Origin of the sequence: Pseudomonas sp. Pseusp16 (assembly GCF_047324915.1) — a bacterium.
Lineage (GTDB): Bacteria > Pseudomonadota > Gammaproteobacteria > Pseudomonadales > Pseudomonadaceae > Aquipseudomonas > Aquipseudomonas fluorescens_CD.
Genome location: NZ_CP168522.1, coordinates 1,289,250 through 1,311,988, shown reverse-complemented (window position 1 = coordinate 1,311,988; position 22,739 = coordinate 1,289,250). Strand labels below are relative to the sequence as shown.

The window sequence follows — 22,739 nt, the reverse complement described above, 5'->3', positions numbered from 1 at the left end:
GTGAAGAAATCTTGCGCCTTGACATCTAATCTGAATAGAAGACTAATTTAGATCATTAGGTTCGAATAAATAGGCAAGCAATTCACATCATCGAAAGGGAGTTCAATCGTGAAAAACGCTGAACGGACCTCTGCAACAGGCCCGGACGCGCACATTCGCGGTCAGCGCCTGGCCGCATCCGGGTCCGCGGGTACTGACCATTACGCTCGAGGAAACAGGCATGATTTCTGATCCCGGAACACCGACACTCGACCAACTGCGGGTGTTCCTGACCGTTGTTGAAGTCGGCAGTTTTGCAGCGGCTGCCAGAAAGCTGCATCGTGCCACTTCAGTCATCAGCTACTCGATTGCCAACCTGGAAACGCAACTCGGTGTGTCGCTGTTCGACCGTCAGACCACACGCAAACCGCAGCTCACCGACGCCGGCCGCACCGTGCTGGCCGAAGCCAGGACCATCGCCAACGGCATTCATGGTTTACGCGCCAAAGTGAAGGGGCTGCTTCAGGGCCTCGAAGCCGAAGTTCACGTGGTGCTCGATGTGATGCTGCCCCCGGAGCGCGTGGTGGACGCCCTCAAATCCTTTCGGGAAGAATTTCCTACGGTTGCCCTGCACTTGCACATGGAAGCCCTCGGCGCCGTCACGGAACTGGTGATCAACCGAGGCGCAATCGTCGGCGTCAGTGGGCCGATGAACGAAGGTCTCGACGGTATCGAAAGAATTGGCGTCGGCAGCGTCGAGTTGATTCCGGTGGCAGCCCCGAATCATCCGCTGGCTTCGAGCGACTCGAATGTTCCAGGCGCCGGGCGAGAGTTCACGCAACTGGTGCTGTCCGATCGCTCGCTGCTGACCAGGGACAAGGATTTCGCCGTGCTCAGCAACCGCACCTGGCGCCTGGCGGATCTGGGCGCCAAGCACATGCTGCTGCGCGAAGGCATCGGTTGGGGGAACATGCCGGCACCGATGGTCCAGGAGGATCTGGAGAGCGGCCGGCTCGTGCAGTTGAACATTCCGGAATACAAAAGCGGAAAATATTCCTTCGACGTCATCTACCGCACGGATCTGCCACCGGGTCCGGCGGCAAGGTGGTTGATCGACCGTTTCGTTCAACAAGGCGCGGCGCTGGAGCATCAAGGATTGAACCAGGAAAGTCGGCCCCCCTGATCTCACACTTTGTTACCGCATACCCCAGCCGGGTGTAAAAACCTGCGTTGGTAACAGCCTCGCAGGCCACCTCTCCCCTGCGCTCACCTGCCCGCCAAGCCCATCCCAGAGCGCTGCCCGCGTTTTCTCAAACGCCCAATCCGCGAATTGGCCGGGTGATTGCATATGATTGTCTGTACAAGTACTTGCGTGTGCATAAGACACTTCGCTACGCAGTACATGCGCTCTTGCGGCACAAGCGCTTTCGATGGTCCTTGGGAAAAAAATAATGAAAAAAGCATTTCTCACCCTTTCTGCATTGGCTTTGTGTGTGGCTGCCGGTTCTGCGCTGGCCAAGGAGTACAAGGAGTTGCGCTTTGGCGTCGACCCCTCTTATGCGCCGTTCGAATCCAAGGCCGCCGATGGCAGCCTGGTGGGCTTCGATATCGACCTGGGCAACGCGATCTGCGCTGAGCTGAAGGTCAAGTGCAAGTGGGTTGAAAGCGACTTCGATGGCATGATTCCCGGCCTCAAGGCCAACAAGTTCGATGGCGTGATCTCTTCCATGACCGTCACGCCGGCGCGTGAGAAAGTCATCGACTTCTCGAGCGAGCTGTTCTCTGGCCCGACCGCGCTGGTATTCAAGAAAGGCACGGCCATCGGCACCGATCCGGCCTCCCTCAAGGGCAAGAAAGTCGGCTACGAGCAAGGCACCATCCAGGAAGCCTACGCCAAGGCCGTGCTGGACAAGGCCGGGGTCGAGACCCAGGCCTACGCCAACCAGGACCAGGTGTACGCCGACCTGATCTCCGGACGCCTCGATGCCTCTATCCAGGACATGCTGCAAGCCGAACTGGGCTTCCTGAAGTCGCCACCAGGCGCCGACTTCCAGATCAGCGAGCCGGTCGAAAGCCCCCTGCTGCCGGCCAAAACCGCCGTGGGCCTGACCAAAGGCAATGCCGAGCTCCAGGCCTTGCTGAACAAAGGGATCAAGGCACTGCACGACAACGGCACCTATGCGGCCGTCCAGCAGAAGCACTTTGGCGATCTGAATCTCTACAGCGACAAATAATGACCCTGTGCCCATTCTCGGATGGGCACTTTTTTGATTGAGGTAGGGCTGCTCAATGCTAGAAAACCTATTGCAGATTCTTGGGCTGTCAGGCTTCAGCCTCAAGGGCTTCGGCCCGCTGTTGCTGCAAGGCTCCTGGATGACTGTCAAATTATCCTTTCTGTGCTTGCTGGTGAGCGTTGGCCTGGGCCTGATCGGCGCCAGCGCCAAGCTTTCGAAATCGGCACTGCTGCGCGTCCCTGCGCAGGCCTACACCACGCTGATCCGCGGGGTGCCGGACCTGGTGCTGATGCTGTTGATTTTCTACAGCCTGCAAACCTGGCTGACCAGCCTGACCGAAGCACTGGACTGGGACTATATCGAAATCAACCCCTTCAGCGCCGGAGTCATTACCCTGGGCTTCATCTACGGGGCTTATTTCACCGAAACCTTCCGTGGCGCCATCCTTGCCGTACCGCGAGGGCAAATGGAAGCGGCTACCGCCTACGGCCTGACCCGTGCCCAGCGCTTTCGCCTGGTGGTGTTCCCGCAAATGATGCGTTTTGCCCTGCCGGGCATCGGCAATAACTGGATGGTGATCCTCAAGGCCACCGCGCTGGTGTCGATCATTGGCCTGGCCGATCTGGTCAAGGTGGCCCAGGACGCGGGCAAGAGCTCCTATCAGCTGTTCTTCTTCCTGATCCTGGCCGCCTTGATCTATCTGGTGATAACCACCGTTTCGAACTACGTCTTGCGCCGGATGGAAATCTTCTACGCCGCAGGCACCCGGGAGGCCGTGCGATGATCGAGCTACTGCAGGAATACTGGAAACCTTTCCTGTTCCAGGACGGCAATCACATCACCGGGCTGGCCATGACCCTCTGGCTGCTCAGTGCCTCGATCTTCTTCGGCTTCGTGATGTCGATCCCGCTGTCGATTGCCCGGGTCTCGAGCAATGTCCTGGTGCGCTGGCCGGTGCAGTTCTACACCTATCTGTTTCGGGGTACGCCACTCTATATTCAGCTGCTGATCTGCTACACCGGCATTTACAGCCTGGCCGCGGTGCGTGCCCAGCCAGTACTGGATGCGTTCTTTCGCGATGCGATGAACTGCACCATCCTGGCCTTCGCCCTGAACACCTGCGCCTACACCACGGAGATCTTCGCCGGGGCAATTCGCAGCATGGCCCACGGTGAGGTCGAAGCGGCCAAAGCCTACGGGCTGACCGGCTGGAGGCTGTACACCTACGTGATCATGCCGTCCGCCCTGCGTCGCTCGCTGCCTTACTACAGCAACGAAGTGATTCTGATGCTGCACTCGACCACCGTGGCCTTCACCGCAACCATCCCGGACATTCTGAAAGTCGCGCGGGACGCCAACTCGGCGACCTTCCTGACCTTCCAGTCGTTCGGTATCGCCGCGTTGATCTACCTGGCAGTCACTTTCTCCCTGGTCGGCCTGTTCCGCCTGGCTGAACGCCGTTGGTTGTCCTTCCTCGGCCCGGCCCACTAATTCAGGATGCTTGTTCATGTACAAACTGACCGTTGAAAACCTGCACAAAAGTTACGGCAACCATGAAGTGCTCAAGGGCGTTTCGCTAAACGCCAGGACCGGCGATGTGATCAGCCTGATTGGCGCCAGTGGTTCGGGCAAGAGCACTTTTCTGCGTTGCATCAACTTCCTGGAAACGCCCAACGACGGCGCCATGAGCCTGGACAACCAGCCGATCAAAATGGTCCATGACCACCACGGCATGCGCGTGGCCGACGCCAAAGAACTGCAACGCATCCGCACTCGCCTGGCGATGGTGTTCCAGCACTTCAACCTGTGGAGCCACATGACTGTGCTGGAAAACATCACCATGGCTCCACGCCGGGTGCTGGGCGTCAGCAAGAAGGACGCGGAGGATCGCGCCCGGCGCTACCTGGACAAGGTCGGTTTGCCGGCACGCGTCGCAGATCAGTACCCGGCGTTTCTCTCGGGTGGCCAGCAGCAACGGGTCGCCATTGCCCGTGCCCTGAGCATGGAGCCGGAGATCATGCTGTTCGACGAGCCGACTTCGGCCCTGGACCCGGAACTGGTGGGCGAAGTGCTCAAGGTGATCCAGGGTCTGGCCGAAGAAGGCCGCACCATGATCATGGTGACCCACGAAATGAGCTTTGCGCGCAAAGTGTCGAACCAGGTGCTGTTCCTGCACCAGGGGCGGGTCGAAGAGCAAGGTGTGCCCGAGGACGTATTGGGCAATCCAAAAAGCGAGCGTCTGCAGCAATTCCTCAGCGGCAACCTGAAGTAACCGCAGCGTCTTCGAGCGACCGCAGGGTCGCTCGAAGACGCTGGTTCAACCCTCAAAACGTCCCGTGGAATCCCGGTCGCGTTCGTAGTGTCGTGTGAGCGGAAACGGCGGCAACCAGGCCTCGCGACGCACGACCCAGCTCTCGTAGGTTGGCGTCAGCTGGTCAGGGGCATCCAGGGATCCGAGGTTCACTTCGATTTCGTCTGCGCTGCGGGCGAACACGGACGAACCGCAGTGCGGACAGAAATGCCGCCCGGCGTAGTCACGTGTTTCGCCTTCGATCGTCACGGCATCCTGATGAAATATCGCGAACGCGTGAAACAGCGCTCCATGATGCTTGCGGCAATCCAGGCAGTGACAGACACCAACCCGGAACGGGCGCCCCGACGCGACCAGGCGCACCTTGCCGCACAAACAACCGCCGGTGAATCGGTCCATGCCGTGTCTCCTCTAAAGCCACGCTGCCAGGTTGAGCGGTACCGACCATTCTCGCGATTGCCAATTGTAGGTCGATTCGGCGCACACCCCCAAGGTCGTCAGGCTGCGGGTGGTGTCCAGGCCGGCACAGCCAATCACCGACCGTGTGTTTAACAGTTTTTGAGAGTTATTGATTCGGATTATCCCGCTGCTGCAGGCAGCATCCGGCCCGCATTGACCGGCGTGCAAGCACCTGCTTTGCGTAACCGACTGGCGAGTAACCGTGCCCAAATACGAGGCACCCAGACCAATGCCTGGCGCCAGATCGGAACCCGAATGACAATTTTCATCACTTGAGAACCAAACACATGGGCATGTCGAATAAATGGATTGCGGGTATTGCTTTGAGCTGTGTATTTCAGGTCGGCTGCGTCTCGAAAGTGGCGCAGCAAGAGCAATACTCGGGCTTCCTGGGCAACTACCAGGGCCTGGAGGAGCAAACTACACCGAGTGAGCAGAAAGTATTGCGCTGGGTATCGCCGGGGTTCGATCCTCGCGCGTACTCCACAGTCGTGTTCAGGCAGATGGAGCTGTATCCAGCGCCGAAGCCGACTGCGCGCGTCAGCCTGAAGACACTGCAAGACTTGCAATTGATGGCCAGTAATAGCGTCAAGACCGCCTTTGCCCGCCGCTATACAATCGTCCCTTACCCGCAACTGGCGCCAACCAATTCGCGTTCGCTGATCCTGCAGGCGGCGATCACTCACGTCAGCGCCAACAACGAAGGCATGCACTGGTACGAGGCCGTTCCAATCGGCGCGATTGTCGGGGCAACACAAGCAGCCACCGGACATCGGGACCAGACTGCCGAGATGTACATCGAAGCCAACCTGATCGACTCCAAGACCGGTTTGCCGGTGGCGAAGGTCGTTCGCAAGGTATTCGGCGCGACGCTCGACAATGCCGAGCAGCCGATTGTTGCCAATGACTTCAAGGTTGCACTCAAAGGCATGACAGACGATATGCAGGCCCTCCTCCTCAAGCATTGACGCTCAAGCAAACCCCATCGCAAACGTCGCAGTGCCTGCCGTCCACCGGCATTGGCAGGCATGGCAAACAGACCGGCATGGGGTTTCAAAGTGGCGCCACGTCGCTTTTCCCTCTGACAAACCGTCAGCCGTGCCGACGCCTGACGTGAGGCCCAATGATGAAAATACCGGCCCATACCTTAGCGGTCCTTATGCTGTTACTGAGCACCAGCGCCCTGGCGGCGACGGTGGTCCCCCTCAAAGGTCAGACTTCCCAGACCATCCAGCAGGACACCAGTGCCTGCCAATCCCAGGCCAACGCGCAATTTCCGGTACAAAGCACCGTGCCTTCCGGTGGCCGGGTAAAGGGCGCCGCTACCGCCGCGGTAGCCGGGGCCACCGCGGCAGAAGTCCGGGGCCGCCAGCATGAAAACGTCTATGACCAGATCGACGACGATACCAAGCAAGACTATCGCCAGAACCGGGCACGCAGTGCCGCGGCTGCGGGAGCCGTCGTGGGGGCTTCCAGGCAGCGACAGGAGCGCCGGCAGAACCTGAATGCGAGCGAGCAAAGCACCACCGCCAACAACTCGGTCTACAGCAGCTGCCTGCAACAACGTGGCTACGATGTTTTGCCCTGATCGGCGGCGAAGATGACCCGGAACGTTTACCGACCTTCCTGTCCATGACTCAACGAACCCAACCGAATTGAACTTGAGGGCTCCACCCATGCGCCTTGTATGTGTTCCTGTCGTGGTGTTCGCTTCCTGGCTCCTTGCCGGTTGTGCCACCTCCCCGAACAATCCGACTTCAACGTTGCAAACGGACAAATCTCCCGAGCAGTATGTTGACTGTCTCGTACCGAAGTTACAGGACAAAGAGATGAGTCCTTTGGTGTCACGGAGCGAACGCAGCTACCGGGTTGTCGTTTCAAGCAAAGTTGCCGTAGACACTGTGCTGGAAACCCATAGGGCACAGGATGGCGGCAAGGTGTATCTATACGAGCGCCAATTGCTGGCCTCGACCTTCAAGCCATCGAGCTTCGAGCGCACCGCACAGGAATGCCTGTAGCACCAGCCAGCGACTTGCCGGTTCATGATTGAGCGGCCCCAAAAAAGCCCCGCGCCCTTGATAAAAGGACGCGGGGCAAAGGCCGTTGAACGAGAGGTGAGGATCGTTTACGTCGCGACAGGCAAACCCTGAACGCGATATGTGTCAACGCTCCTTGAGATCCATTTAAAGCTGTAATCAGCCTGGTTCAAAGCTAATTGGAATCAAAAATGCTTTGCAATCTTCCAGGCGCAAAAAAAACAATCATTGACTTGTATTGTGAAAACTCTCAACCCGTTCAAGTAGCAACTAATACCTTGTCCGGACAACAACGACAGTCCACTCAGACCTTGCTGCGCGCAAATCCACCTGCCCGAGCTTGCAGTTTTCGGATAGCGCAGATAGTCCATTCCAAGCATTATTCATGGTGTCCAAATCGAAAACCATGGGTCATCCAGCAATGTTTTTCCTTCGTTTGAGTCAACTGATTCCACTGACAGCCTGGGCTGTTGGCCACACTGCATGCCGCTGAAACGAGCCATTGCAGCATTGTAAATGCGACACACCGTGCACCTTCCGCCTGGCCCTCATCTTCGTTCGCCTCCAAGACCAGAATGTACCGCGCCTAATCCGGCCCCTATACTCAGGCCAGTACCGCCTGAACGGAAGTTTTCTATGAGCCACACCTTCAAGTTGAAAAATGGCGCTGTGGCAGTATTCGACCCAGACAGCGCCGTGCTTTCCATTACAACACCCCATGGAGATGTACAAAATTCCACGCTAGGCAGAGCCGAGTCACGCCTGTTGGACCTGCTGCTCATGGAGCCAGGTGTCACTAAAAGCCGCGACGAAATCATCGACTACACCTGGAATGACCGCGTGGTTGCCTCCGGCAGTTTGAATCAAACCGTTTTCTCACTACGCAATATTCTTAATGACAGTCGGGATCACGAGATTTTGATGACTGTTCCTCGACGAGGATATTGCTTCAACCGCAACTGTATAGTCGATGCAGTAGCAGATGTACCAACTCCCCCGGAGGAAACTGCGCAGCCACCTGTTCCCGACGTTGGACAAATGCCGCCACCTGTTAGTGAAGGGGCGCCAACACCTTCAGGTAAAACCAGAAAATCCATCGGCATTACAAAGCCACAACTGATCGCTTACATCGTTACGCTGGCAGTCGTTGCCTTGACTGTTTTCCAATTCGATTTCGACGCGCCAAAAATTGAAATTTCCAGCGTCGACAAGAATGGATTGGTCATCCACGCCGTAGGCAATGATCTGGCCGAGGCACAAGCGCTGATGGAACTGTCGGCCAAACAATCTGAACAGCTGCCACCAAGCCTGAAAGGTCAAGTCTGGATCAACCTGTATAAAGCCAACTACTCCGTTTCGTGCATTCGCCCGGATCTAAGCACCGCAAACCTGCAATTGAACAGCAGTGAAAGAGACCTCGCCTTGATGATTCGCCAATGCCTGGAAGTCACCTTATGAAGTTTGAGATCCCGCAAGTCATTCACTGGCCGATTATTGCCCTGATCAATGCACTGTGCATTTTTTCCTTTTTTTATTCTCCTTCGCACTACATGGAAAACACTAGCTATCAAACGAAAACCCGGCAATGGCTGGAAGATCTCAATCAACTCAACACCGAAGAGTACCTCACCATCGGTCATGGTCGACTGACTGGAACCACGCTGGAAAGCCTGAATGGACAAATCCGCAATGCGACCATTTCGGCGAATATCATCGGAGAAAACAAAACACACGTGCAGATTCAAGTCAGGAACGTCAAACTCAGTCAGGACAATGAACTCTTTGCCATTGAAAAGACCCCCGACCTGTTCTTCAGACGCCAATACGTCTTGCAAGAAGGCGCCATACTAAACTACGAATTGATACCGACGCAGAACAAGAATGCCGTGTGTTTTTACCTGCATGAACTTGGCCGTTTGCGCTGCATGAACCATTAGTCGCCCTCCCGCACCGACTTGGCACAGATTCACGTCAAACAATCTTCCAGGCAAAAATAACAGTTATTGATTTGAATCAGATGGCGCACCAGCACAAAATCCCCCGCCGATAATCTCTGGAATCGAGCCTGCTTGATTCCCGTCCGGGACAATGCCCTATACAGGGGAATCAAGTGAAAGCAATGCACTTCCTGCGAACCAGCAAATCGCCGACTTTCGGACTCCTGGCGGTTCTGTTTTTGTCTGCCATGCCACTTTATTCGCTAGCGCACGACGAGCAAGCCGTCGAAAGCACGACAATTGAATATTTTGAAATTGAAACAAGCCCCGATGACAGCCAGAAACTGTCGCATCTGAAAATTCAAACCGAAAATGAGTATCACACAGACGAGCAAGAAAGTGATTTCCCTCTCTCTGGCCCACCACAAGGTGATACCGGCTCGAGTTACGCCAACTCGCGCATAGTGCTATGAGGCCGATGCAGGCGTTGACTGGCCCCTTCTGACAACCTGACAAATATGAGTTTTTGATTTTTGCAGGTGCAATCCGGGTGAGATTATTTGCAGACCGATCCGTGGCAGAGCTGCAGCTGAAATTACGTTCTGCCTGAATAAACTGCTAATAAGGAATCGCCTCGATGCTACTGAAAAACTTCGTCACCGTGTCGTTTGGTTTATTGCTTTCTCTCAAGGCCATGGCCGACGACAAGGGCGTCTACAGTGAAAAATTGACCTGTACCGAAACCAACAAGAAGGCCCTGAATGCTGTGAAAACTGGCTATCAGGTAAAAACGGGTTATCGCATTGACGACTTTCATTCATTTTCGGCTGCAGCCATTGACCCGATGAAACCCCAATCGAAAATCTTCAGTGCGAAGGTTGACCCGCGCAACGTCCAGCACATGGACGACTCTCCATTGGACAGCAAGTACGCATTTTCGGCGGAACTGGAACTGATCCGGGGGCTCTGACATCGCTGCGCGGGCAGTCATTGCCTGACCCTAATCAATTAACAGATGAGCTTTCAACTTCATGAGTATTGCACCGCCCGATGAAATCTTTCATTTGTCTTCTGCCTTGCCAAGCCAACTGAACAGGACGATAGGAAAATGGGAAATGAGCCTTATCCCGACTGAGCATGAGGCGCACATTCGTCAACATAAGCTCTTTCACAGCCCCGAACTCCAGTGCAGTCGTCTGGAGTTCGATTCATCCGTCACTCTGGTCAGCGCCGTCCCTGCCGGATGCGTAACATTCGCCATCTCGCAGGTCCCGATTGGTCGCCCTGTCGTCAACAATTACAAACTACGGCCCAACGAAATCATCGTACTGCACAGCGATGAACCGGTGCATTATACCTGTGAACCGAATGAAACACTTTTCACCCTGACCACAACTCTGGAGCATTATGACCGGTGCCGCCAACGTCACTCGATCATCGATATACTTGCAAACAGAACAGAACACAGTTTCCAGGCTGAAAACTTTAAATTCATACGATCTGCCATTCAAGCCATCAGCGTTTCCTGTGTCGACACCAACGACGCTGATGCGGTACTTGCCTCTCTATTGCAGGCATTGACGCCCGCTGGCGGCTTCAGCCGTAAAGTCCCGACAAGAAGAAAAGTGGCGATACAAGCCATAGAGTACATTCATGAAAATACAAAAAAGACGCTGACTATCAAGTCACTCGTAAGGCAACTTGAAACCACAACCCGCACCTTGCACTTTGGCTTCATTGAAACGTTCGGGATGTCGCCAATCGCGTATATCAGGAACTTGAGACTCGCCAGTGCCCGTCGCGATCTGATTAATAAAACCTGGCCCACTGTGACTGAAACCGCGATGTTCTGGAACTTTCATCATCTGGGCCGATTTTCCATGGCGTATCAGCTTGCTTACGGAGAGACACCGTCGGAAACGGCCAGGCGCAGTTCCGCCAAGCCCAGGAACACGACCTCATCCGCGTATAAGCAGATCGTTGGCGGGCTTTTATCAAACCCCTGAAAATAACGATTAATAATTACGTTTCACCAGGCACAGGTACCCACAATTGCTTATTTTTCCACTCAAGGAGATAAGCATGCATCATCGAATAAACACACTGCCGCTCAAGCAGAAGATCATCCTGTGCATTACCGCCTACGCCAGCGGCATCTTGTTGGCCTGGGTAATTGACTGGTACTGAAGACGTTTAATACGTGGCTACAAAGTGCACAGTGAAATAATGATACCTCGGGGTTTTCGATGGTTGCCATATATAAAGCGTTACCTGGAAGGCACGCAGTCACTGTATGTCTGATTGCTGCAGCGGGCTGGGCCGCATGGTTCTGTGCCGGATTACTGGCCGAGCCATTCATTGCACGGAAGTTGAATAACGTTTATGCCGATTTGCGTGCCGCTCAAGTCGAACCTAATGCACAGATCGACAAGGTATTGGGAACCCTCGGTGGTCTTGATCGTTCGGGCCGGGAATGCTCCGTCGAGCAATATTCACAACTGGCCGACCTGGTCAAGAACCTGCGTTTTGTTGATCAGGCGGCCATCCAGTTATCGAATGGCAAGATCTGTTCCTCCTACGGACAGGAACTGCCGTCGATACTGACCGATAACGCGAAGCGCAAGTTCTCCGTTGGAAAGCGAACCTATTGGGTCGATACCGGCCACGCCGTTTCTGCGGACACCGACTTTATCATTGTGTCGGAACAGTCAACCTACGTCTGGGCAAACAAGAAGATCCTGCTCGACAATCTGAAGCTTCCCGAGGACCTGCAACTGGACCTCATCGGCCCCGGCGGCGCAGTGCCCATTGCCTCTACGGCCCCCCACGCCCTGATGACGCAGAAGCCGCTCCACCTTGAAGAACTCGTGACCTCGGCAGACAAGGTCTTCATCGCCTTTGCGGGCAACCGAAATGAACTGATCGCCGTCATTTCGCTTCCGCTGAGCTACCTGTCAGGTCTCAAATTCAAATTATTCATTGGCCTTGTGTGCCTGTTCGCAGCGCTGCTCCTGCTCGCAAGGTGTGCCCAACGGCATTACACCTCCACTGCCGTACAGCTTCGCAATGCCATAAAAGCCAACACGCTGGGTGTTCACTATCAGCCTATCGTCAATTTGACCACGGGCTATCTGGTAGGCGCCGAATCGCTTTCACGCTGGAACGTCAACGGCACCCCTGTGCCTGCGGATGTTTTTATTCCGGTAGCTGAGAAATCCGGCTTGATCCGCCAACTTACGCGTTCGGTGATTCGGCAAGTGGCGGAGGACTACAGCACTTACCTTTGGGCGTGCAAGGACTTCTACATAACGGTCAATCTTTGCGCCCAGGACATTCAGGACCCGACCTTTCCAGACTTTGTCGCCAGCCTGCTGGCAACCTATGGCATGCCTGCGTCCGCCATGACTTTTGAAATCACCGAAAGGACCTTGCTCGACCAGAAGCCTGCCGCGATGCAATTGCGACAGCTTCGTGCGTGCGGCCATCGCATTGCCGTGGACGACTTCGGCATCGGCTATTCCAACCTGTCGCTTCTGGATTCAGTGCCTTTCGATATTCTGAAAATTGATCGCTCATTCATCGCCGACGACAAGATCGCGGCCAGGGATGCCATGTGGCGACACATTGCCCAGTTGGCCAGGTCGCTAAGACTGAAGGTGGTCGCAGAGGGTGTCGAGACTCAGGAGCAACTGCCGCACCTGGTTTCGGAGGGCGTTCTATTGGCACAGGGCTGGTTGTTCTCCGAAGCGTTGCCTATTCAAGCGTTGGCAAGACGCTACTTTCAATGTCCGCCAAACATCCCGTCCTACGACTCGAAAATATCAATCAATGATTTTCATTAGCCCCTCGAGGCCCCTCAAATGCACGCCGAACCCTAACACCAAAACCTGTACAAGGACTCCACTACAGATGCTACTTCGAAACCTTGGCTTCGCTTCTCTGCTTTCGCTGCTGTCTTTTCAGGCGCTCGCCGATGACAAAGGTTTATATCTTGGAGCTGGCGTAAGCAGCATCCAGAGCGACGAATCCAGACTGGACGACGACGACACCAGCTACAAGGTTTATGCAGGGTATCGCGTCAATAGCTACCTGGCCTTCGAGGGTGCCTACGTCGATCTCGGTCAATTCAAGGACAAGAATGTCGATTTCGAAGGCAAGTCGGCCCAGGCTGCCGCCCATGTCGGTTTTCCAATAGGTGATCGGTTGCGAGTGTTCGGCAGTGTCGGTGCTCACGCCTGGGACGCCGACGGCAATGCCACCGACGACGATACCGGGGTTGATCTGACCTACGGTGTCGGCCTGGAATTCGATGTCTTTCGCAACATCGGCCTGCGCGCTGAATACGAAGTTCTGGAGGTCGGAGAGATCGACCTGAACCAGACCACCGCATCCGCCTATATTCTTTTCTGACACCGCTGCAACTGAGCGGCCGCGCCGGTCGCTCAACGCACTCGTCGCATCGCTCCTCCCCGCCTCCCTTCCAGGCGCAATCAGGATTCCTTGCGCTCTTGTGCGGGCGCCGGGTACCACTTGTCCCTGGGCACCCACTTCTCTTGTTGCGGGTCGCCCAGGTAGTGCGGCGACATGATCTGCACGCCGTACTCGTTGAACACATCCTGGATATTGGCGTGCAGCATGCTCAACAGCACCGCTCGCGGCCGAGGCTGACTGGGAATGGCCTGGGCCACCAGTCGGTATTCCGGGTAGAAGTCCGACAGCGCCGTCTGAAACACCTGGGCCGGCGGCACTTCGAGAATCCCCGGCGTGCGTTTTGCCGCCTCCAGCAACATCGCCTCCACCTGCCGCCACGGTGTGTCGTAGCCGATGGTCACGACAGTGTCGACCACGTAACCAGGGCCTTGCACTACCCGCGAGTAGTTCTTGGTGACGGTGCCGGTGATCATCGAGTTGGGCAGGGTCAGCACCTCGCCCAGACCGGTGCGGATGCTGGTGGTAAACATGCCAAGTTCCGTCACCGTGCCTTCGTATTCGCCAATGCGCACGAACTCGCCGGGGCGCAGGGTTCGGGTGTAGGTCAGGATCAACCCCGCTGCCGCCTGGCCCACCACGCTGGTGGCGCCGAGGGAAATCATCAGGCCGATCAACACCGACAAACCTTTGAAAGCATCGGTGCCGGCACCCGGCAGGTACGGATAGGCCATGGCCAGGGCAAACAGCCAGATCGCCAGCGACGTCAGGCGTTGGGTCGGTTGCAGGGTTTCATGGTTCAGCCAGCTGAGGGTTCCCGGTGCCGCCATGCGCCGCAGTATCCGCCGCATGAACGCGGTGGCGCCGCGGGCGATAAAAAAGATCGCCAGTGCCACGCCCAAGCCGGGAATGGCACCGACGATCCCTTGCAGCAGATAGCCACCGAGCTCCAGCAGATAGTTGTTGAGGCTTTCGCCCCAGGGACGGGTATAGGGAAAACGTGACAGGACAAAGCCCAGCCATTCGTAGGTAAGCAGCAACACAACGACCCAGCGCACCAGCTCCAGCAGGCGGCTGGCCAACGGATACAGATAATTGGCATCGACCAGCGGAATCCTTCCGACTTTCAGCGCCTGGGTGTGCCGATGCATCAGTTCGGGCAGTTTCTTCAACACTCTACGCCGCACAAGCGACATGCCGAACAACAGACCGATGTATACACCGGTGGCCAGCAACGCGGCGCCTGTGGAACGCAGAATCAATCGCAGGCTGCGGGCTTCCCGGGTTTCGGCCACGACCTGGCGCAGCTTGCCAGCCGCGGCTTCGGCGGCCTGCTGGACCGAGTCGTATTCGGTCTCGTCGAAGTCCTTGGGCGAAACGATAAAGGCACGCCGGCTACCCAGCAGCACCATGTAGCTTTTTGAGATCGGGTCGAGGGTGACATTGAGGTCGTCCTCTTCATCCAGCGCCTCACCGATGACCGCTTTCGCCCGTTTAACCCGGTTGGCCGGTGCTTCGCCGAGGATGCTCGCGCGAAACACCATGATGCTGCGGTTGGCCACTTTTAATTCAACGGGAGCATCAACCACTTTCGGTGCGTCTTCGGCCCACAATTGCACCGATCCAAACATCCCGAAAACAGTAAACATTACAGCGAGCAGCCTGCTCCGCATGTGTCGGATCCTTACTTCACAAGGTTCGAATCGAGGGTACGTATCGCAGCGTAGTTCACCGATGAACGGTTGTCAGACTCGCCGGGCAGGCGATTACGCCCTGCTGGTTTGGGGTCTGCCCGCGGCAGTCGCTCAAAACACTGAAGATCCCTGTGGGAGCGAGCCTGTTCGCGAAGGCTGTGTGTTGGGCGACGTTTTTTTGTGTACATATCCGTTTCTGCGGTCGCGGCCACTAACGGTTCCGCCTTTACGGCGGGTCACTTTCGAAGAGCGCGAAAGTAACCAAAGCGCTCTGCCCCTGACGTTCGGTGCCTCGCCCAGGCTCGGCATTCCCTCGCTCCGGTCCTGCTCCGTGGGCCCGCCGCGATCGGCCATCCCTGGCCGTACGCGGCTAACCCGGCATCCATGCCGGGTTGCCCACTGCGCAGAACCGGAACGAAGCCTCTCGAGGGGGCAAGCAGATCAAAAGCCAAAGCAAAAGCGAGGCGGCCTACAGGCCGGCCTGATCACAACTGAACGCGTTCCCCTCTGTAGGAGCGAGCTTGCTCGCGAAAAACGCCGGGACACCGCGGGGATTCAGACAGCCCGCGTCATCGTTGACGACCATCGCGAGCAAGCTCGCTCCTACAGAAGAGAGAAGAGCAGAGCAAAGCGGATCGGCATACCCCCACGCTTTTCACCAATCAACAGGCCGAGCGTTAGCTCGCCTGCCGCTCTTGATCTTGATCCACCCGCCCCCTCGGCAGGCTGAGTGGAGGCGTTCATCCGGGGAATGGCGCGCAGCGCCGTTCGACGCAGTCGAACTCATTGCATGCAGGTCGCGCGCAGCCGACCGGAGGGCAATGCCCCCGGATGAATGCCGGAGCGAAGGAACCCCGAGCCCTGGCGAGGGGCCGGACGTTCGGGGCGAGCGTTTTTTTGCTTACTTTTTTTAGGCGCTTGTAAAAAAAGTGAGTCGCCGTAAGGGCGAAACCGCCAGCCGCCGTTACCCAAAAAATGGATATGTACTCAGTCAGCCCGCCTTCGTCGGAACGCCGCCCGGACCAAGCTCACTCACACAGTGTTATCTGCACCCGATTCAAGGGTTGACCTGATAACCCTTGCCCTGCAAACAACTGGTGTAGGCCGTCGCAGTGTTCGCCTGGGTGGTTTTCGATTGCTCCCGGCGTTCCTGGCGCTGACGTGAAGCACCGACCACGGCGCCGGCCGCCGCCGTCTCCTTGGCGCGGTTCTGGCGGTATTGCTGTTGCACATCACTATCAACGCGGTCATACGCCTCGTCGTGCTGATTGCCGCGCACCTGGGCCGCGGTCGCGCCGGCAGCGGCCCCGACAGCAGCGCCCTTGACCCTCCCGCCGGAAGGCGTGGAAGTCGTCGAGGCACTCTGGCTTGCGGCGATGCTATTGCATTCGTTGATGTCGGCCTGGGTTTGTTGCGAACTTTGCCCTTTCATCGGCACCACCGTTTGCGCCCATCCCGGGGCACTCAAAACCGACAATGCGATGCACAGGCTGACCGGTGAAAACCTTTTCATGATGACCTCCGACAGGCTTGCCACAACGGACAAGCCTTTGGGTCGACTGGCGGACGGCAGGCGATGCCTGCCGATCGGGTGGAGTAACAGTGAAGTGTAGTTCAGTGTCGCCCGCTATTGGCCCCGTCGGTCACACCTCGACAGCTGCCTTCGGATACAGCTGCTCATCGAACTGCGACAGTTTCGGAAACACCAGCGGCTGATCATCGCTCAGGTGTTGCAGGCGGCGGCTGTAGTCGTCGAGGAAGCCCTTGCGCGCTTCATCGCTGATGTATGGCACATGCCAGGCCACGAAGGGTTCCAGCACATCGAACCCGACGTAAGCCAGCGTACCGCGCAGGATCGGCCGCAGCATGTCCTCCAGCGGACCATGAATCGCGCCCTCGCCAAACATGTGTTCACGACCGCCCAGGGTCACGGTCACCAGTGCTTTCTTGCCGGCCAGGCCACCCTGGTCGTAGAAGCGCTTGCCGCCATAGCAGATGCCGGACACCAGCACCCGGTCGATCCAGCCCTTGAGCATGGCCGGGGCGGAGAACCAGAAGATCGGGAAGTTGAGGATCAGCAGGTCGGCCCACAGCAGTTTGTCCAGCTCAGCCTGGATGTCCGCCGCCAGCGACTGGCTCTTCACGCCCAGGCGTTGTTCCAGGGCATAGACCAGGTATTCGGGGTTTTCCCGGTTCGAGAAGTCGGCATCGCTGGCTACCGGGTTCCAGTTCATTTTGTACAGGTCGCTGACCTGCACTTCGTGGCCCTGGGCCTGGAGGGTGGCGACAGCCTGGTCCCGCAGGGCGGCGGTGAAGGATTGCGGCTCCGGGTGAGCGTGGACGATCAGTACTTTCATGGTGGTTCCTTAGACTTGTTCCAGCGAATCGGTTGAAGGTGTAGAGGCGCGCGTGGCCAGCAACCGGTCGAGCCAGTCGGGGTCCATTTGCGGTTCGGAAGAAAACAGCAGCCCGGTGTAGTCCTGATGCGGCGGGGTGAAAATCTGGCTGCGTGAGCCGTGGTCCACCACCCTGCCCCGTTGCATGACCAATACCTCATCGGCAATCGCCCGTACAGTAGCGACATCGTGGGTGATGAACAGGTAGGCCACACCCAGTTGTTGCTGGATGCGGTTGAGCAATTTCAGTACGCCTTCAGCCACCAGTTGGTCGAGGGCCGAGGTCACTTCGTCGCAGATGATCAGTTGCGGTTCGGCCGCCAGGGCCCTGGCGATGCAGATGCGTTGTTTCTGCCCGCCGGACAGTTCCCGGGGCTGGCGATCCATGAAGGTCGCCGGGTCGAGTTCGATCATCTCCAGCAGTTCGGCAACCCGGGCGCGCATGGCCTTACCCTTGAGGCCCAGATAAAACGTCAACGGCCGGCCGATGATGTCGACGATGCGCTGCCTTGGATTCAGCGCCGTGTCGGGGATCTGGTAGATCATCTGGATGCGCCGCAGTTGTTCCTTGCTGCGTTGGCGAAAGTCCGCCGGCAAGGGTTCACCGTCGTACAGCACCTGGCCGTAAGTCGGTGGCAGCAAACCGGTGATCAACCGCGCGGTGGAGCTTTTGCCACTGCCGGACTCGCCAATCACCGCCAGGGTCTGGCCGCGATACAGCTTCATGGAGACGTCGTGCAGCACCGGTTGCTGGCCGTAGCTGGCGCAGCTGTTGCGCAGTTCCAGCAGGGGTTGTTCCTGTTGCGGGCACGCCTTGGGCTCGGTGCGAAAACTGCGCACCGCCCACAGCGACTTGGTGTAGTCCTCCTGCGGATCGCCGAGCATCTGCCGGGTCTCGGCCTCTTCCACCAGCTTGCCGTGGCGCAGCACCATGATGCGGTCGGCCATCTGCGCCACCACCGCCAGGTCGTGGCTGATGTAGATCGCCGCACTGCCATAGGTCGCGACCGCATCGCGGATGGCCGCCAGCACTTCGATCTGGGTGGTGACGTCCAGCGCGGTGGTCGGTTCGTCGAAGATGATCAGGTCCGGATGGCAGGCCATCGCCATGGCCGTCATCACCCGCTGCAACTGGCCGCCGGACACCTGATGCGGATAACGCTGGCCGATGGTTTCGGGATTGGGCAGGCGCAGCACCCGATACAATTCCACCGCGTCGCGCATGGCCTGGTCGCGGCTCATGCCGCCGTTTTTCACAGCGGTTTCGACGTGCTGGTCGATCAGTCGATGGGCCGGGTTGAACGAGGCTGCCGCGCTCTGCGCCACATAGGCAATCCGCAGGCCCCGCAGTTTGCGCAGGGCTTCAGGTTTGGCGTTGAGCAGGTCGATGCCGTCGAAGTGCACCGAGCCGCCGGTGATCCGGCAGCCGTCGCGGGTATAGCCCATGGCCGACAGGCCGAGGGTCGACTTGCCCGCGCCGGACTCGCCGATCAAGCCCAGCACCTCGCCCCGTTGCAGCGTCAGGTCGATGCCCTTGATCAGCGGATGCCAGGCGTCTTCGTAATGGCCTTCGATGTGCAGGTCGCGAATTTCCAGCAATGGTTTGGTAGTCGTCATGTTCAGCATTCCTTGAGGCCGCTGGATTTGTGCAGCATCCAGTCGACGACGAAGTTGACGCTGACCGTGATCAAGGCCACGGCCAGGGCGGGCAACAGCGGACTGATGTCGCCGAAGGTAATCAGCACCGCGTTGTCGCGCACCATGCTGCCCCAGTCGGCGGTGGGCGGCTGGATGCCCAGGCCGAGGAACGACAGCGCACTGATGAACAGGAACACGAAGCAGAAGCGCAGGCCGAACTCGGCAATCAGCGGTGCCGCCGCGTTCGGCAGCACCTCGCGGGTCACCAGCCACCACAGGCCTTCACCGCGCAGGCGTGCGGCTTCGACGAAGTCCTGTACCACCACGTTCATCGCCACGGCACGAGACAGGCGAAACACCCGGGTCGCATCCAGCAGCGCAATCACCAGCACCAGCGATGTCGCCGTGGTGCCGACCACGCTGAGGATCAGCAAGGCGAAGATCAGTTGCGGAATGGCCATCAGGATGTCCACCACCCACGACAATCCCTGATCGACCCAGCCGCCCTTGATCGCCGCGATCAGGCCGCTCAAGCCACCGAGCAGAAACGCCAGGACAGTGGTGAGGAAGGCGATGCCCAGGGTATTGCGCGCGCCATAGACCAGGCGGCTGAACATGTCACGCCCCAGGTTATCGGTGCCCAACAGGAACTGCCCGCCCCAGGGTGCGAAGCCCTCGCCCACCACTTGGGTTTCGCCGAACGGCGCCAATACCGGTGCGAAGATAGCCACCAGCACGTAAAGCAGGATCATCGACAACCCGAACCTGGCGCTCAACGGCGCCCGCCATACTTGTTTCAACAGGCTCATGGTCTACCCCTTCGGATGCATCAGGCGTGGGTTGCTGGCAATCGACAGCACATCGGCGCTGGTGTTGAGCAGGATGTAGGTCGCGGCGAAGATCAGGCTGCAAGCCTGCACCACCGGGATATCGCGCTTGGCCACCGAGTCCACCAGCAACTGGCCGAGCCCCGGATAGACAAACACCACCTCGACCACCACCACGCCGACCACCAGGTACGCCAGGTTTAGCGCGACCACGTTGACGATGGGGGCCAGGGCGTTGGGCAAGGCGTGGCGGAAGATGATCCGCGACTGGCTGATGCCCTTGAGCCGGGCCATTTCGATGTAGGGGCTGGCCAGCAGGTTGATCAACGAGGCGCGGGTCATGCGCATCATCTGCGCGATCACCACCAGGCTCAGGGTCGCCACCGGCAACACCGAGCGTTGCAGTACCGTGCCCAACGAGGCATCCGGCGCCAGGTTGGAAATGCTCGGGAACCAGTTGAGCTTCACCGCGAACACCAGGATCAGGATGTAGGCAACGAAAAACTCGGGGAACGACACCGCGCTCAGGGCCGAGGTGTTGAGCAACCGGTCGAACCAGCTGTTGCGGTATAACGCCGCGAGCATCCCCAGCAGCAAGGCCAGCGGCACCGACACCAGTGCCGCCAGCAAGGCGAGGCTGAAGGTGTTGCCCAAACGCGCGCCCACCAGTTCAGCAATCGGGCGCTGGTTGGCCAGCGACACGCCGAGGTCACCTTGCAGCAGGTGCCAGATCCAGTGGCCGAAACGGGTCAACGGCGGCAGGTCCAGCCCCAGTTGCGCTCGATACGCCGCCACGGTTTCCGGGGTGGCCGACTGGCCGAGCATGGCCTGGGCGATATCGCCCGGGAGCATGCCGACGGCCAGGAAAATGATCACTGATACCGCGAACAGCGATAACAGCCCCAATGCCAAACGCTGAAGTAGCAACCTGAAAATACTATTCACCGCGCAATTCCTTGAAATGGGCACATTTGTGATGACTGCGAATTTCCCCTGTGGGAGCGGGCTTGCTCGCGAAGAGGCCCTGTCAGTAAACATTTATGGTGACTGACACACCGCATTCGCGAGCAAGCCCGCTCCCACATTTGATCTTCACTGGCTTGACGATTTTTTACGCCTGCCACCACCGCTCGATCACCCGCAGGCCATCCAGCTCGCCATAGGGCGCGGTCTGCCCGCCGTGCACCACGCGGTTGGAACGTGCCGCCACGGAACTGGCGAACAGCGGCACGATCGCCCCGCCCTCGTCCCGGCACAACGCCTGCATTTCGTTGTACATCTCGCGGCGCAGCGGGTCGTTCATCTCGCCGCGGGCGGCGTTGAGCAGCTGGTTGAAGCGCGGGTTGTCCCAGTGGGTTTCGTTCCACGCCGCGCCTTTGGCGTAGCCAATGCTGAACATGCGGTCGGCGGTCAGGCTGCTGTACCAGAACGAGGTGGTGAACGGCTGCTTCATCCACACGTTGGAGAAGAAGCCGTCCGCCGGCTCGCGCACTACATCGATGTCTATCCCGGCGGCGCGGGCCTGTTCCTTGAACAGCACCGAGGCATCCACCGCGCCGGTGTAGGCCGCATCGGAGGCTTGCAGGCGGACCTTGAGCGAATCCAGACCGGCTTTTTTCAGGTAGAAGCGCGACTTGTCCGGATCATAGGTACGTTGTTCCAGCGCGGTGTTGATGAAGCGGCTGCCGGGCTGGATCGGGTGGTCGTTGCCCACCAGGCCATAACCGTGCAGCACCGAGGCCAGCAGGGTTTCGCGGTTGATCGCGTGCTTCATCGCCAGGCGCACGTCGTTGTTCAGGAACACCTGGCTGTCGGTGAGCATCGGGAAGGTGTAGTGCTGGGCGCCTTTGGTTTCTTCGATGACCAGGTTCGGGTTGCGCTTGAGCAGCGCGACGGTTTTCAGGTCGACCTTGTTGATCACGTCCACTTGCCCGGTGACCAGCGCATTGACCCGTGCCGCACCGTCGGAAATGGCAATCAACTCGGCACTGGCGAAGTGTGCCCTGCCCGGTTTCCAGTAATCGGGGCTGCGTTCCAGAGTCATGCGCACGCCCGGCTCGAAGTCCTTGAGGCGATAGCCACCGGTGCCGGCACCGGCCTGCCAGTCGGCCATGCCATCCTTGCCCGGCATGATCGCCAGGTGGTAATCGGCGACCACGTAGGAGAAATCGGCGTTACCCGAGTGCAGTTCGAACACCACGCTGTCGCTGCCATTGGCGCTGACCTTGGCCACGTCGCCCAATACAGTCTTGGCCGCCGAGGTGGATTTCTCGCCGAGGTGATGCTGGATCGAAGCGACCACGTCGTCGGCGGTCAGGGTCTTGCCGTTGTGGAAGGTCACGCCCTGGCGAACCTTGAACGTCCAGACACGCGCGTCGGGGGTCGAGGTCCAGCTTTCGGCCAGTTCGGGGATGGCCGTGCCGTCGACGGCAATTTCGGTCAGGGTGTTATAGACCGCCGAGAAGCCGACGAAGGTGAAGGTGTCGGACCAGGAGCCAGGGTCCCTGGAGTCGGTGGTGCTGCCACCGGCCAGGCCCAGACGCAGCACGCCACCGGGTTTTGGCGTGGCCTCCCCGGCAAAGGCGCCAGACGGCAGCCCCATGGAGAACGCCCCGGCCACCGCCGCAGCCGCCGCGCTGTACTTGAGGAAGTCTCTACGCGGGAAGCTGAATTCATGGTTCGCTTGAGTAATCTTGTTTTTGTTATCGCTCATTGCATTGCCCCTGATCAAACGCTAATGGAATACCAATTCAATGCCACGCAAAGCACCGGGCCAGGGCCCGGTGCATACAACGTTTGA

The 22,739-nt window shown here is 58.3% G+C and carries 23 protein-coding genes; 15 read left to right on the top strand and 8 right to left on the bottom strand.

Translation table 11 applies throughout. The features are described 5' to 3' along the window. The first annotated feature begins 220 nt into the window (after positions 1–220). From ACEN8Q_RS05695 to ACEN8Q_RS05675, 5 genes are all read left to right on the top strand, one after another. On the top strand, positions 221–1,162 hold the full coding sequence (locus ACEN8Q_RS05695; protein ID WP_413704691.1) for a LysR family transcriptional regulator: 942 nt from the start codon (positions 221–223) through the stop codon (positions 1,160–1,162). Between the two features lie 268 nt (positions 1,163–1,430). Then, a complete protein-coding gene (locus ACEN8Q_RS05690; RefSeq protein ID WP_413428647.1) occupies positions 1,431–2,213 on the top strand; it encodes a transporter substrate-binding domain-containing protein in 783 nt (260 codons plus the stop codon). Positions 2,214–2,268: 55 nt separating this feature from the next. Beyond that, complete coding sequence (locus ACEN8Q_RS05685) at positions 2,269–2,997, top strand: ABC transporter permease (protein ID WP_413428648.1); 729 nt, start codon at positions 2,269–2,271, stop codon at positions 2,995–2,997. Then, positions 2,994–3,704: an ABC transporter permease gene (locus ACEN8Q_RS05680; RefSeq protein ID WP_413428649.1), complete on the top strand. Its 711-nt coding sequence runs from the start codon at positions 2,994–2,996 to the stop codon at positions 3,702–3,704. The genes ACEN8Q_RS05685 and ACEN8Q_RS05680 overlap by 4 nt, the downstream gene beginning before the upstream one ends. A gap of 16 nt (positions 3,705–3,720) precedes the next feature. Beyond that, complete coding sequence (locus ACEN8Q_RS05675) at positions 3,721–4,485, top strand: ABC transporter ATP-binding protein (protein ID WP_413704690.1); 765 nt, start codon at positions 3,721–3,723, stop codon at positions 4,483–4,485. 45 nt (positions 4,486–4,530) lie between these two features. Here the strand turns inward: ACEN8Q_RS05675 and ACEN8Q_RS05670 are convergent, their stop codons facing one another. After that, positions 4,531–4,923 carry a GFA family protein gene (locus ACEN8Q_RS05670; protein ID WP_413704689.1) on the bottom strand — a complete coding sequence of 131 codons (393 nt, stop codon included), beginning with the start codon at positions 4,921–4,923 and terminating at the stop codon, positions 4,531–4,533. Between the two features lie 347 nt (positions 4,924–5,270). Between ACEN8Q_RS05670 and ACEN8Q_RS05665 the strand changes: the two genes are divergently transcribed. The 10 genes from ACEN8Q_RS05665 (at position 5,271) to ACEN8Q_RS05620 (ending at position 13,366) form a co-directional block, all read left to right on the top strand. Next, positions 5,271–5,951, top strand: coding sequence for a DUF3313 domain-containing protein (locus tag ACEN8Q_RS05665; protein ID WP_413428606.1), 681 nt, complete (start codon positions 5,271–5,273; stop codon positions 5,949–5,951). Between the two features lie 158 nt (positions 5,952–6,109). Further along, the gene (locus ACEN8Q_RS05660; protein ID WP_413428614.1) at positions 6,110–6,571 is read left to right on the top strand and encodes a hypothetical protein; all 462 of its coding nucleotides are present in this window, start codon (positions 6,110–6,112) and stop codon (positions 6,569–6,571) included. Between the two features lie 88 nt (positions 6,572–6,659). After that, complete coding sequence (locus ACEN8Q_RS05655; RefSeq protein WP_413428607.1) at positions 6,660–7,001, top strand: hypothetical protein; 342 nt, start codon at positions 6,660–6,662, stop codon at positions 6,999–7,001. A gap of 654 nt (positions 7,002–7,655) precedes the next feature. Beyond that, on the top strand, positions 7,656–8,477 hold the full coding sequence (locus ACEN8Q_RS05650) for a winged helix-turn-helix domain-containing protein (RefSeq protein WP_413428608.1): 822 nt from the start codon (positions 7,656–7,658) through the stop codon (positions 8,475–8,477). Next, entirely contained in the window at positions 8,474–8,956 is a 483-nt protein-coding gene (locus ACEN8Q_RS05645; protein WP_008023577.1) for a hypothetical protein, read from the top strand. The genes ACEN8Q_RS05650 and ACEN8Q_RS05645 overlap by 4 nt, the downstream gene beginning before the upstream one ends. A gap of 182 nt (positions 8,957–9,138) precedes the next feature. Next, on the top strand, positions 9,139–9,429 hold the full coding sequence (locus ACEN8Q_RS05640; RefSeq protein WP_413428615.1) for a hypothetical protein: 291 nt from the start codon (positions 9,139–9,141) through the stop codon (positions 9,427–9,429). Positions 9,430–9,593: 164 nt separating this feature from the next. Then, positions 9,594–9,926: a hypothetical protein gene (locus ACEN8Q_RS05635; protein ID WP_413428609.1), complete on the top strand. Its 333-nt coding sequence runs from the start codon at positions 9,594–9,596 to the stop codon at positions 9,924–9,926. A gap of 61 nt (positions 9,927–9,987) precedes the next feature. Further along, entirely contained in the window at positions 9,988–10,962 is a 975-nt protein-coding gene (locus ACEN8Q_RS05630; protein ID WP_413428610.1) for a helix-turn-helix domain-containing protein, read from the top strand. Positions 10,963–11,202: 240 nt separating this feature from the next. Continuing rightward, positions 11,203–12,798: an EAL domain-containing protein gene (locus ACEN8Q_RS05625; protein ID WP_413428611.1), complete on the top strand. Its 1,596-nt coding sequence runs from the start codon at positions 11,203–11,205 to the stop codon at positions 12,796–12,798. Between the two features lie 67 nt (positions 12,799–12,865). After that, positions 12,866–13,366, top strand: coding sequence for an outer membrane beta-barrel protein (locus tag ACEN8Q_RS05620; protein ID WP_413428612.1), 501 nt, complete (start codon positions 12,866–12,868; stop codon positions 13,364–13,366). Positions 13,367–13,446: 80 nt separating this feature from the next. On the opposite strand, the gene ACEN8Q_RS05615 is transcribed toward ACEN8Q_RS05620, so the two are convergent. From ACEN8Q_RS05615 to ACEN8Q_RS05585, 7 genes are all read right to left on the bottom strand, one after another. Continuing rightward, positions 13,447–15,057, bottom strand: a complete 1,611-nt coding sequence (locus ACEN8Q_RS05615; protein ID WP_413704688.1) for a mechanosensitive ion channel family protein — start codon at positions 15,055–15,057, stop codon at positions 13,447–13,449. A 1,078-nt stretch (positions 15,058–16,135) separates the two neighbouring features. Beyond that, on the bottom strand, positions 16,136–16,591 hold the full coding sequence (locus ACEN8Q_RS05610; RefSeq protein ID WP_413704687.1) for a hypothetical protein: 456 nt from the start codon (positions 16,589–16,591) through the stop codon (positions 16,136–16,138). Positions 16,592–16,721: 130 nt separating this feature from the next. Next, on the bottom strand, positions 16,722–17,435 hold the full coding sequence (locus ACEN8Q_RS05605) for an NAD(P)H-dependent oxidoreductase (RefSeq protein ID WP_413704686.1): 714 nt from the start codon (positions 17,433–17,435) through the stop codon (positions 16,722–16,724). Between the two features lie 9 nt (positions 17,436–17,444). Then, positions 17,445–19,091: an ABC transporter ATP-binding protein gene (locus tag ACEN8Q_RS05600; RefSeq protein ID WP_413704685.1), complete on the bottom strand. Its 1,647-nt coding sequence runs from the start codon at positions 19,089–19,091 to the stop codon at positions 17,445–17,447. A gap of 2 nt (positions 19,092–19,093) precedes the next feature. Further along, a complete protein-coding gene (locus ACEN8Q_RS05595; protein ID WP_413704684.1) occupies positions 19,094–19,921 on the bottom strand; it encodes an ABC transporter permease in 828 nt (275 codons plus the stop codon). A gap of 3 nt (positions 19,922–19,924) precedes the next feature. Continuing rightward, positions 19,925–20,884, bottom strand: a complete 960-nt coding sequence (locus tag ACEN8Q_RS05590; RefSeq protein WP_413427977.1) for an ABC transporter permease — start codon at positions 20,882–20,884, stop codon at positions 19,925–19,927. 166 nt (positions 20,885–21,050) lie between these two features. Beyond that, positions 21,051–22,652 (bottom strand): ABC transporter substrate-binding protein, encoded by a 1,602-nt coding sequence (locus ACEN8Q_RS05585; protein WP_413704683.1) that lies wholly within the window; start codon positions 22,650–22,652, stop codon positions 21,051–21,053. Positions 22,653–22,739 lie beyond the last annotated feature (87 nt).

Excerpts from the sequence above, each read along its gene's own strand:
- ACEN8Q_RS05695 (WP_413704691.1), top strand. The coding sequence starts at position 221 with ATGATTTCTGATCCCGGAACACCGACACTCGACCAACTGCGGGTGTTC.
- ACEN8Q_RS05690 (WP_413428647.1), top strand. The coding sequence starts at position 1,431 with ATGAAAAAAGCATTTCTCACCCTTTCTGCATTGGCTTTGTGTGTGGCT.
- ACEN8Q_RS05685 (WP_413428648.1), top strand. The coding sequence starts at position 2,269 with ATGCTAGAAAACCTATTGCAGATTCTTGGGCTGTCAGGCTTCAGCCTC.
- ACEN8Q_RS05680 (WP_413428649.1), top strand. The coding sequence starts at position 2,994 with ATGATCGAGCTACTGCAGGAATACTGGAAACCTTTCCTGTTCCAGGAC.
- ACEN8Q_RS05675 (WP_413704690.1), top strand. The coding sequence starts at position 3,721 with ATGTACAAACTGACCGTTGAAAACCTGCACAAAAGTTACGGCAACCAT.
- ACEN8Q_RS05670 (WP_413704689.1), bottom strand. The coding sequence starts at position 4,923 with ATGGACCGATTCACCGGCGGTTGTTTGTGCGGCAAGGTGCGCCTGGTC.
- ACEN8Q_RS05665 (WP_413428606.1), top strand. The coding sequence starts at position 5,271 with ATGGGCATGTCGAATAAATGGATTGCGGGTATTGCTTTGAGCTGTGTA.
- ACEN8Q_RS05660 (WP_413428614.1), top strand. The coding sequence starts at position 6,110 with ATGAAAATACCGGCCCATACCTTAGCGGTCCTTATGCTGTTACTGAGC.
- ACEN8Q_RS05655 (WP_413428607.1), top strand. The coding sequence starts at position 6,660 with ATGCGCCTTGTATGTGTTCCTGTCGTGGTGTTCGCTTCCTGGCTCCTT.
- ACEN8Q_RS05650 (WP_413428608.1), top strand. The coding sequence starts at position 7,656 with ATGAGCCACACCTTCAAGTTGAAAAATGGCGCTGTGGCAGTATTCGAC.
- ACEN8Q_RS05645 (WP_008023577.1), top strand. The coding sequence starts at position 8,474 with ATGAAGTTTGAGATCCCGCAAGTCATTCACTGGCCGATTATTGCCCTG.
- ACEN8Q_RS05640 (WP_413428615.1), top strand. The coding sequence starts at position 9,139 with ATGCACTTCCTGCGAACCAGCAAATCGCCGACTTTCGGACTCCTGGCG.
- ACEN8Q_RS05635 (WP_413428609.1), top strand. The coding sequence starts at position 9,594 with ATGCTACTGAAAAACTTCGTCACCGTGTCGTTTGGTTTATTGCTTTCT.
- ACEN8Q_RS05630 (WP_413428610.1), top strand. The coding sequence starts at position 9,988 with ATGAGTATTGCACCGCCCGATGAAATCTTTCATTTGTCTTCTGCCTTG.
- ACEN8Q_RS05625 (WP_413428611.1), top strand. The coding sequence starts at position 11,203 with ATGGTTGCCATATATAAAGCGTTACCTGGAAGGCACGCAGTCACTGTA.
- ACEN8Q_RS05620 (WP_413428612.1), top strand. The coding sequence starts at position 12,866 with ATGCTACTTCGAAACCTTGGCTTCGCTTCTCTGCTTTCGCTGCTGTCT.
- ACEN8Q_RS05615 (WP_413704688.1), bottom strand. The coding sequence starts at position 15,057 with ATGCGGAGCAGGCTGCTCGCTGTAATGTTTACTGTTTTCGGGATGTTT.
- ACEN8Q_RS05610 (WP_413704687.1), bottom strand. The coding sequence starts at position 16,591 with ATGAAAAGGTTTTCACCGGTCAGCCTGTGCATCGCATTGTCGGTTTTG.
- ACEN8Q_RS05605 (WP_413704686.1), bottom strand. The coding sequence starts at position 17,435 with ATGAAAGTACTGATCGTCCACGCTCACCCGGAGCCGCAATCCTTCACC.
- ACEN8Q_RS05600 (WP_413704685.1), bottom strand. The coding sequence starts at position 19,091 with ATGACGACTACCAAACCATTGCTGGAAATTCGCGACCTGCACATCGAA.
- ACEN8Q_RS05595 (WP_413704684.1), bottom strand. The coding sequence starts at position 19,921 with ATGAGCCTGTTGAAACAAGTATGGCGGGCGCCGTTGAGCGCCAGGTTC.
- ACEN8Q_RS05585 (WP_413704683.1), bottom strand. The coding sequence starts at position 22,652 with ATGAGCGATAACAAAAACAAGATTACTCAAGCGAACCATGAATTCAGC.